This window comes from Micromonospora reichwaldensis (assembly GCF_031845925.1).
GTDB lineage: Bacteria > Actinomycetota > Actinomycetes > Mycobacteriales > Micromonosporaceae > Micromonospora > Micromonospora reichwaldensis.
Window position 1 is genome coordinate 1 of the sequence record NZ_JAVRFL010000067.1, and the last position, 8,216, is coordinate 8,216.

Annotated in this window: 7 protein-coding genes and 1 rRNA gene; 5 read left to right on the forward strand and 3 right to left on the reverse strand. The window is 73.4% G+C overall.

The genetic code is table 11. The annotated features are described in order from the left end of the window. Nucleotides 1-80 (forward strand): 5S ribosomal RNA (gene rrf / locus RM555_RS31180); the annotation flags it as partial. Nucleotides 81-340: 260 nt separating this feature from the next. Here rrf and RM555_RS30655 read toward each other — a convergent pair. After that, nucleotides 341-1,024: a hypothetical protein gene (locus RM555_RS30655; RefSeq protein ID WP_311414975.1), complete on the reverse strand. Its 684-nt coding sequence runs from the start codon at nt 1,022-1,024 to the stop codon at nt 341-343. 69 nt (nt 1,025-1,093) lie between these two features. On the opposite strand from RM555_RS30655, the gene RM555_RS30660 reads away from it, so the two are divergent. The 3 genes from RM555_RS30660 (at nt 1,094) to RM555_RS30670 (ending at nt 5,531) form a co-directional block, all read left to right on the forward strand. Continuing rightward, entirely contained in the window at nt 1,094-3,712 is a 2,619-nt protein-coding gene (locus tag RM555_RS30660; RefSeq protein WP_311414976.1) for a valine--tRNA ligase, read from the forward strand. Continuing rightward, entirely contained in the window at nt 3,709-5,043 is a 1,335-nt protein-coding gene (locus RM555_RS30665) for a bifunctional folylpolyglutamate synthase/dihydrofolate synthase (RefSeq protein ID WP_311414977.1), read from the forward strand. The genes RM555_RS30660 and RM555_RS30665 overlap by 4 nt, the downstream gene beginning before the upstream one ends. Nucleotides 5,044-5,123: 80 nt before the next feature. Next, complete coding sequence (locus tag RM555_RS30670) at nt 5,124-5,531, forward strand: DUF4233 domain-containing protein (RefSeq protein WP_311414980.1); 408 nt, start codon at nt 5,124-5,126, stop codon at nt 5,529-5,531. 4 nt (nt 5,532-5,535) lie between these two features. Here RM555_RS30670 and RM555_RS30675 read toward each other — a convergent pair whose 3' ends face one another. Then, nucleotides 5,536-6,981 (reverse strand): VOC family protein, encoded by a 1,446-nt coding sequence (locus tag RM555_RS30675; RefSeq protein WP_311414978.1) that lies wholly within the window; start codon nt 6,979-6,981, stop codon nt 5,536-5,538. A 143-nt stretch (nt 6,982-7,124) separates the two neighbouring features. Here RM555_RS30675 and ndk point away from each other — a divergent pair, with 143 nt between their 5' ends. Further along, nucleotides 7,125-7,550, forward strand: a complete 426-nt coding sequence (ndk, locus tag RM555_RS30680) for a nucleoside-diphosphate kinase (protein WP_132240451.1) — start codon at nt 7,125-7,127, stop codon at nt 7,548-7,550. A 66-nt stretch (nt 7,551-7,616) separates the two neighbouring features. Here ndk and RM555_RS30685 read toward each other — a convergent pair whose 3' ends face one another. Next, nucleotides 7,617-8,057, reverse strand: coding sequence for a carboxymuconolactone decarboxylase family protein (locus tag RM555_RS30685; protein WP_311414979.1), 441 nt, complete (start codon nt 8,055-8,057; stop codon nt 7,617-7,619). Nucleotides 8,058-8,216 lie beyond the last annotated feature (159 nt).

Below are 8,216 nucleotides of genomic sequence, written 5' to 3' on the forward strand. Positions count from 1 at the left end.
TTCCGAACCCGGAAGCTAAGCCCTCCAGCGCCGATGGTACTGCACTCGGGAGGGTGTGGGAGAGTAGGACACCGCCGGACAATCGTTCAGTTCAGGGTCACCCCTTTCCGGGGTGGCCCTGAACTGCGTTAAGGGGCTTTGTGTGCCTCCCCGCGAGCCGGAGCGCCTCGCCGCACCGCGACGTCGGAAGGACAATGCCGCAGGCGACCAGGCGACCAGGCGACCAGGCGACCAGGCGACCAGGCGACCAGGCGACCAGGCGACCAGGCGACCAGGCGACCAGGCGACCAGGCGACCAGGCGACCAGGCGGGCGGATGCCGAGGGTGGGCTGCGGGGATCTCACTCCCGGGTCTGCATCTCCTCGCGCATCGCGCGGAAGAGCCTGCCGGCGTCGTCGATCGACCGGCCGGGGAACATCGCCATTACGACGCTGCCGTGGTCGGCCCAGCCGCAGACGGCGAAGTCCCCGCCGTCGCCGCTCGTGTTGCCGCACTTCATCACGCCGCCCAAACGCCCGGCGGGCACCTTGCGCAGCCCCGTCACCTTGCCGGTCTCGTCGCTCAGCAGGCCGAAGAGGCTGTCCAGGTCGCGCTCCGGCTGCCAGAGCATTGTCGCCCCGCCGAAGACCGGCACTGGGCGCTTGTCGGCGGCGGGATCCAGATAGACGGCGCCGAAGCTGCTGTCCAGGTCGATGCCGGCGGCGAAGCCGCTGCGCAGGTAGTCGGAGGTGCTGCGGGCCCGGTCGCTGTCGTCGCGTACGAGGCCCGCCACCCGGTCCGGGGTGGCCAGGTCGGCGTCCTTCTGCTGGGCGACCCGCCAGCCGGCCGTGCCGAGCACCGCGGCCCCCGCGAGCCCGACCACCGCCGCCGCGGCCCACGCCATTCGCCGGCGCCTCGACCGCGCCGTCCGCCGCTCCGGGGCGTGTTCCGGGTCCCGGTTGCTGAGCTGGATGGGCTCGTCGGTCAGGTCGATCGGTTCGGGCCCGTCGGCGACCGGGCGATCGGTGAGATGTGCGTCGGACATAGCCGACACCGTACGCGAACGGCAGGTGGCGCACGTCGGGTCCCGGGAAGCGCTCCGTAGACTTTCAGGGTGACCGAGAGACTGGATGCCCGACGCCCCGACGCCCCGACCCTTGCCGGCCAGTACCAGCCCGGCGAGGTGGAGCAGCGACGGTACGAGCAGTGGGTAGCCGCCGGCCACTTCCGGGCGTCGGCGGACAGCGACAAGCCCCCCTTCACCATCGTCATCCCACCGCCCAACGTCACCGGCTCCCTGCACATGGGCCACGCGCTGGACCACACCGTCCAGGACGCGCTGGTGCGGCGCAAGAGGATGCAGGGCCACGAGGCGCTGTGGCTGCCGGGCATGGACCACGCCGGGATCGCCACCCAGAACGTGGTCGAGCGGCAGCTCGCCGGCCAGGGCCTGTCCCGGCACGACCTGGGCCGGGAGAAATTCGTCGAGCGGGTGTGGCAGTGGAAGGCCGAGTCCGGTGGCGCGATCCTCGGCCAGATGCGCCGCCTCGGCGACTCCGTCGACTGGGACCGTGAGCGTTTCACCATGGACGAGGGCCTGTCCCGGGCCGTCCAGACCATGTTCAAGAAGCTCTACGACGACGGGCTGATCTACCGGGCCAACCGGATCATCAACTGGTGTCCGCGGTGCCTGACCGCGCTGTCGGACATCGAGGTGGAGCACACCGACGACGACGGCGAGCTGATCTCGATCCGGTACAGCGACGACGTCGTGGTCGCCACCACCCGGGCCGAGACGATGCTCGGTGACACCGCGGTCGCCGTGCACCCGGACGACGAGCGCTACCGGCACCTGATCGGCACCGAGGTGGCCGTGCCGTTGACCGACCGGCGGATCCCGATCGTGGCCGACGAGCACGTCGACCCGAGCTTCGGCACCGGCATGGTCAAGGTGACCCCCGCGCACGACCCGAACGACTTCGAGATCGGCCAGCGGCACGACCTGCCGTCGCTGACGATCATGGACGAGCGGGGCGTCATCACCGCGCACGGCCCGTTCCAGGGCCTGGACCGCTACGAGGCCCGCCCCGCGATCGTCGCCGCGCTGCGCGAGCAGGGCCGGATCGTCGCCGAGAAGCGGCCGTACGTGCACGCGGTCGGGCACTGCTCCCGGTGCCGGACGACCGTCGAGCCGCGGCTGTCGCTCCAGTGGTTCGTCAACACCGCCCCGCTGGCCGAGGCCGCCGGCGACGCCGTGCGCGACGGCCGGGTGAAGATCGAGCCGGCGGAGCTGGCCAAGCGGTACTTCGCCTGGGTCGACAACATGCACGACTGGTGCATCTCCCGCCAGCTCTGGTGGGGCCACCGCATCCCCGTCTGGTACGGCCCGGACGGCGAGATCGTCTGCGTCGGCCCGGACGAGGAGCCGCCGGGCGGCGAGGGCTGGCACCAGGACGAGGACGTCCTGGACACCTGGTTCTCCAGCGGCCTGTGGCCGTTCTCCACGCTCGGCTGGCCGGAACAGACTCCCGACCTGGCGAAGTTCTACCCGACCAGCGTGCTGGTCACCGGCTACGACATCCTCTTCTTCTGGGTCGCCCGGATGATGATGTTCGGCCTGTACGCGATGGACGGCCGGCCGCCGTTCCACACGGTTGCCCTGCACGGCATGGTCCGCGACCAGCACGGCAAGAAGATGTCGAAGTCCTTCGGCAACGTGGTCGACCCGCTGGACTGGATCGAGCGGTACGGCGCCGACGCCACCCGGTTCACCCTCGCCCGGGGCGCCAACCCGGGCGGGGACGTGCCGGTCAGCGAGGACTGGTGCCAGGGCTCCCGCAACTTCTGCAACAAGCTGTGGAACGCCACCCGCTTCGCGCTGCTCAACGGCGCGCACACCGAAGGGCCGCTGCCGGCGGCCGACACGCTGTCGACGGTCGACCGGTGGATCCTGTCCCGGCTGGCGCACGTCACCGCCGCCGTGGACGAGCAGTTCGAGGCGTACGAGTTCGCGAAGGTCTGCGACCTGCTCTACCACTTCGCCTGGGACGACGTCTGCGACTGGTACGTGGAGCTGACCAAGCCGGTGCTCGCCGAGGGCGGCCCGGCGGCCGAGGCGACCCGCCGGGTGCTCGGGCACGTGCTGGACCAGCTGCTGCGGCTGCTGCACCCGGTGATCCCGTTCGTCACCGAGGAGCTGTGGACCGCGCTCACCGGCGGCGAGACGGTGATGACGGCCGCCTGGCCGGTCGCCGACCGTACCGGAATCGACGACGCCGCGGAGGTCGAGGTCGGCACCCTCCAGCGGGTGGTGACCGAGATCCGGCGGTTCCGCTCGGACCAGGGGCTGCGCCCGACGCAGCGGGTCGCCGCGCGGCTCGACGGCCTGGCCGCCGCCGGCATCGCCGCGCACGAGCCGCTGATCCGGTCGCTGGTGCGCCTCGACGCGGCCGGCGACGGCTTCCAGGCCAGCGCGACGCTCGCCATGCCCGGCGAGGTCAGCGTGGCCCTGGACACCCGGGGGACGATCGACGTGGCCGCCGAGCGGGCCCGGCTGACCAAGGACCGGGCCGCCGCCGAGAAGGAGGCCGCGCAGGCCCGGGCGAAGCTCGGCAACCCGGCGTTCGTCGACAAGGCGCCGGAGCCGGTGGTCGCCAAGATCCGCGACCGGCTCGCCGTCGCCGAGGCCGACCTCGTCCGCATCGACGCCGCTCTGGAGGCGCTGCCCTCGTGACCGACCGCACCGATTTCGCCGCCGTCGAGGCCGAGCTGGCCGACCGCGGGTTCACCCGCATGGCCTTCGAGCTGGACAAGATCGAGTCGCTGCTGGACCTGCTCGGCAGCCCGCAGCGGGCGTACCCGTCGATCCACCTGACCGGCACCAACGGCAAGACCTCGACGGCCCGGATGATCGACTCGTTGCTGCGGGCGTTCGGGCTGCACACCGGCCGCTACACCAGCCCGCACCTGGAGAGCGTCCGGGAGCGGATCAGCCTGGACGGCGAGCCGGTGGACGAGGGACGGTTCGTCGCCATGTACCGGGAGGTCGAGCCGCTCGCCCGGCTGGTCGACGAGCGCTCGGCGGAGCCGCTGACGTACTTCGACATGACGACCGCGCTGGCCTTCGCCACCTTCGCCGACGCCCCGGTGGACGTGGCGGTGGTCGAGGTGGGTCTCGGCGGCGCCGAGGACGCCACCAACGTGATCCAGGCCGGGGTGTGCGTGCTCACCCCGGTCGGGCTGGACCACACCGAGTGGCTCGGCGACACCATCCAGGACATCGCGCTGGCCAAGGCGGGAATCATCCACAGGGGCGCGACGGTGATCTCCGCGGCGCAGGAGGAGGAGGCCGCCGGGCCGATCCTGGAGCGCTGCGCCGAGGTCGGCGCGACCATCGCCCGGGAGGGCGCCGAGTTCGGGGTGCTGCGGCGGGCCGTCGCCGTCGGCGGGCAGGTGCTCACCCTCCAGGGCCTCGGCGGCGTCTACGAGGAGGTCTTCATCCCGCTGCACGGCGCCCACCAGGCGCAGAACGCGGCGGTGGCGCTGGCGGCGGTGGAGGCCTTCCTCGGCGCCGGGGCGAAGCGGCAGCTCGACGTCGAGGCGGTCCGGGAGGGCTTCGCCACCGCCAGCTCGCCGGGGCGGCTGGAGCGCGTACGCAGCGCGCCCACCATCCTGCTCGACGGGGCGCACAACCCGCACGGGATGGCGGCCACGGTGGCCGCCCTCCAGGAGGAGTTCGCCTTCAGCAAGCTGGTCGCGGTGGTCGGCGTCCTCGCGGACAAGGACGCGGCGAGCCTGCTGGAGCTGCTGGAGCCGGTGGTCGACCAGGTCGTGGTGACCCGCAACAGCTCGCCCCGGGCGCTGCCCGCCCGGGAGTTGGCCACGCTGGCGGCGGAGGTCTTCGGGCCCGAGCGGGTGGAGGTCGCCGAGGACATGCCGGACGCGATCGAGGCGGCGGTGGCGATGGCCGAGGAGGACGTACCGGGGGAGCTGAGCGGGGTCGGGGTGCTGGTCACCGGGTCGGTGGTGACGGTGGCCGACGCCCGTCGGCTGCTGAAGCGATGACCGGGCCGGAACGCGCCCCCACGGGCGACGACCGCCCGACCGGGGCACCCGACGGGGTCCCCGGCGACCTCCCCGCCGGTATGTCGGACGGCACCCCTGACGACGGCGCGGTCCGGACGGCCGACGGCAACCCCGCAGGGCGGCCGCCGCGCCGCTCCGGGCTGCGCAACCCGGAGCGGGCGGTACGGGGCCTCGGCGCCGGCACGCTCAGCCTGGAGGCGCTGGTGCTGGTGCTGGCCATCCAGCCGATCCGGGTGGTCGGCGGCGACCTGGGCGGCGCCGCGATCGGGGCCGTGGTGGCGCTGGCCGTGGCGGCGGTGCTGCTCGCCGGCATGATGCGCCGGCCGTGGGCCTGGCACGCCGGCACCGGCCTGCAGGGACTGCTCATGCTGGCCGGCCTGCTGCACTGGTCGCTGCTGGTGCTGGGGATCGTCTTCGCCCTGGTGTGGGGCTACGCCCTGCACGTGCGCCGGGTCATCCTGGGCTGACGGGTCAGGCCTCGGCGCGTTCCCGCCACTGGGTGAGGGCGATGCCGTGGCCGTCCGGGTCGCGGAACGCCGCCGCCCACACCTCCAGCTTCGTGCCCCGGTTGACCACCCGGGGGGCGTACGTGAACCGGACGCCGGTGCCGCGCAGCCGCTCGTAGGCGGAGCCGATGTCGTCGACCTCGAGGTTGACGTGCACCAGCCGGCGGCTGATCGGCGCCGCCTCGGTCACCTCGCGCAGCACCAGGCGGGTCGTCCCCGAGGAGAGGACCGCGTTGCCGGAGCCCCGGTCGACCTCGGCGAAGCCCAGGTCGCGGTAGAAGTCCAGCGAGCGGGGCAGGTCGGTGACCAGCAGGGTCAGCCCCACGCCGGCGATCGGCGCCCCGAACTCGTCGCCGGCCGCCGCGGTCTCCCCGGCCTCGTCGTCGGCGTCGGTCGCCGGGCCCGGGCCCGGGCCGAAGATTGCCTCGTCCAGTTCCTCCGGGCTGATCCGGTCGTCGCGGACCCGCTCGTCGCGGACCCGCTCGTCGCGGACCCGCTCGTCGCGGACCCGCTCGTCCCGGACCCGGTCGCGCGGCGGGGCGGGATCGTCCAGGGGCAGGTCGAGCGGATCCGCCGGCGCGGACGGGTCGAGGCGCTCGCCGGGCGCGTCGAACCGCTCCTCGGCGGGCGGGCGGGGCGTCGGGGTGGCCCGGCGCGGCAGGGTGCCGGTGGTGGGCTGCTCGACGAGCGTGCCCTCCAGCACGACCGGCCCACCCGGACGCTGGTGCATCACGACGGGCTCGCGCTCCTCGGGTCGCCCGACCCGGTCCCCACCGAGCGGATCGCCCAGCGGATCCCCGACGGGGTCGCCCAGCGGATCGCCCACCGGCGCCCGGAAGTCGTCCCGGTAGTCGTCCCGGAAGTCGTCGTCCGGCGCCCGGTCCGCCCACGGCGGGGCCTCCTGCTGGATCAGCACGTCGTCCAGCGGCTCGGTGCCCGCGTACTCGGGCGGCAGGTCGGCCGCGACGGCGGCGGCGGTCTCCGCGTGGGTGGGCACGTCGTCCCAGAGCACCCGGACGTGGCGCTGGTCGTCCAGGGCCACCCGGATCGGCAGCGTCTGGCCCAGCGACGGCCACTTCGCCACCGGCACCCGCGGCTCGATGATCTTCTTGGACCGGGGCGGCAGCCCCGGGGCGTCGATCACCAGCTGGAGTTCGCAGCGGCCGAAGGCGTACTGGGTGGGCGGCTCGGAGGCGCTGTGCACGTGCCCTTCGCCGATCACCCAGGTGCGACCGCCCCCGCGCACCGTGGCCAGCGCGATGGCCAGCACCAGCAGGGCGACGCCGAGCGCCACGATCGCCCAGCTCGTCATGCCGAGGCCGAAGAGGACGACGAAGGTGGCCACGGTGCCCAGCACCGCGGCGATCAGCTTGCGTACCGGTGCGATGGGCCGGTTCCCGCCATTCGCCACAGTGGACCTCCCGAGGGTCAAGGGCCAGGCTAGGCCGGATCGGCCGCCGGAGGAAGGACCGGCCGCCGCGCCGGTGCCGGGACCGGGTCGCTAGGCTGACCGTACCCAGCCCGACCGTCTTCCGCGCACAGGAGGAACCCAGCGTGTCCAGCAGCAGCCCCGATGAGCGCACCCTCGTACTGATCAAGCCCGACGCGGTCCGCCGCGGGCTGGTCGGCGAGGTGATCTCCCGCTTCGAGCGCAAGGGGCTGCGGATCGACGCGATGGTGTCCCGGACGATGGACGCCGCGCTGGCCGACGAGCACTACGCCGAGCACGTCGACAAGCCGTTCTACCCGCCGCTGAAGGACTTCATGACCGGCGGCCCGCTGGTGGCGCTGGTGCTCTCCGGCGACCAGGTCATCGACGTGGTGCGCGGGCTCGTCGGCGCGACCGACGGGCGGCGGGCGGCGGCCGGCACGATCCGCGGCGACCTCTCCCTGTCCAACCGCGAGAACCTGGTGCACGCCTCCGACTCGCCGGACAGCGCGAAGCGCGAGATCGCGCTCTGGTTCCCCGAGCTGGTCTGACGCACCCGCCGTCGCGGGGCCGGTGCGCGTCGCGCGCACCGGCCGCCTGCGTCGCGTCGCGGACCGTCACACCTCCGTGGGGAGGTCGGTGCGGCAGGTCACGGCGATCCGGTTCCACACGTTGATGGTGGCGATCGCCATCAGCAGGTCGGCGAGTTCCTTCTCGGACCACACCTTCGCCGCCGCGTCCCAGACGTCGTCGGGCACGCCGTGCTCGCCGAGCCGGGTCACCGCGTCGGTGAGCGCCAGCGCGGTCCGCTCCCGCTCGTCGAAGAAGGGCGCCTCCCGCCAGGCGGCGACGGCGAAGAGCCGCCGGTCCGACTCGCCCGACGCCAGCGCGTCCCGGCTGTGCATGTCGACGCAGAACGCGCAGCCGTTCAGCATCGACGCCCGCAGCTTCACCAGCTCCAGCACGGTGTGTTCGACGTTCGCCCGGACGTACTTCTCCAGCCCCAGCACGGCCTGGTACGCCTGCGGTGCCACCTCGGCCACATTGATCCGTTGCATGACGGCCCTCCTCGGTCCGGTCGGTGTTGACACCCACCCGACGGTGCGCGCAGGCACGGCGTGACACCGGCGGACGTGAGCCCGGTCACGCCGGGTCGGCCTCGCGGACGGCCAGGGGAGTCCAGCGGCGGAACCGGCCGCGACGGACTGCCCCGAGCC

What these genes read in the sequence shown, in the direction of transcription:
- RM555_RS30655 (WP_311414975.1), bottom strand. Translation starts at nt 1,024, where the DNA reads ATGTCCGACGCACATCTCACCGATCGCCCGGTCGCCGACGGGCCCGAA.
- RM555_RS30670 (WP_311414980.1), top strand. Translation starts at nt 5,124, where the DNA reads ATGTCGGACGGCACCCCTGACGACGGCGCGGTCCGGACGGCCGACGGC.
- RM555_RS30685 (WP_311414979.1), bottom strand. Translation starts at nt 8,057, where the DNA reads ATGCAACGGATCAATGTGGCCGAGGTGGCACCGCAGGCGTACCAGGCC.